At 30.0% G+C, this 377-nt stretch carries 1 pseudogene; it reads right to left on the bottom strand.

Going from position 1 to position 377, the window contains the following annotated elements:
* Nucleotides 1-377 (bottom strand): annotated as a pseudogene (locus AA089_RS25515) (hypothetical protein); the annotation flags it as partial.

Below are 377 nucleotides of genomic sequence, written 5' to 3'. Positions count from 1 at the left end.
TATGTAAAAAACGACGAATTTGTGCATGAGTAATTAATTTTAATCGCGTTTTCTGTTTGCTACGAATATAATTCTCATACCAAACTTTAGTTCCAGTAAAGCCATGCTTATTTTTTGGATCAAAATATCTATATGGTAATTGAACGAATCTATTTTTGGAATCTTTGGTAAGATACTTCTGGACTAATTCAATACGTTTTATGTAGACATTGTGAACTTTATCTAAATGTTGTTTTTTTACAGGCTGATACCACAAATACAATAACTCTTTGGTCTTTTTCTCCACATTTTCAGTTAAGTATATCTCTTTGTATAATTTATTTTTAGCGAGTTCCCATAAGGAATCCACATAAGAATTAAGAAAGGCACTCCCTGAA

Source organism: Kordia jejudonensis, assembly GCF_001005315.1.
GTDB lineage: Bacteria > Bacteroidota > Bacteroidia > Flavobacteriales > Flavobacteriaceae > Kordia > Kordia jejudonensis.
Note: the sequence above shows the minus strand (reverse complement) of the source record. Positions and strands in the feature narration are given on the sequence as shown.